Origin of the sequence: Leifsonia sp. SIMBA_070, assembly GCF_046534635.1 — a bacterium.
Classification (GTDB): domain Bacteria; phylum Actinomycetota; class Actinomycetes; order Actinomycetales; family Microbacteriaceae; genus Leifsonia.
The window spans coordinates 1-239 of record NZ_JAWRYK010000875.1 but is presented as its reverse complement, the minus strand read 5'-3'; the positions used below and the strand labels follow the sequence as shown (position 1 = coordinate 239).

The following is a 239-nucleotide window of genomic DNA, read 5'->3' as shown; positions in this document are numbered from 1 at the left end:
GGCCAATTGCGCAGGCCAGCCCCAGGCCCTTGCATACAAGGCCTTGAGCCGGGGCTGGAGCGGCGCAAGCCTTGATCTTTGTTGATCAAGCTGGCAAAAGTTGATGATCAAATATCGGCCTGGCCATCGCGTGACACCGCCCGTGCGCAGAACAAGAACAATAGGAGAAGGTATGAGTCGTTCATCCATCGCGGCACCCCGCGAAGCTGTGTCGCGTTCCCCTCAGGCCTATGAAACCA

Annotated in this window: 1 protein-coding gene; it reads right to left on the bottom strand. The window is 58.2% G+C overall.

Features of this window, described 5'->3' with window-relative positions; translation table 11 throughout:
- Nucleotides 1–189 (bottom strand): hypothetical protein (locus SB754_RS22725; protein ID WP_410784530.1); only part of this gene is annotated, 189 nt, incomplete at its 3' end.
- Between the last annotated feature and the right edge of the window lie 50 nt (nt 190–239).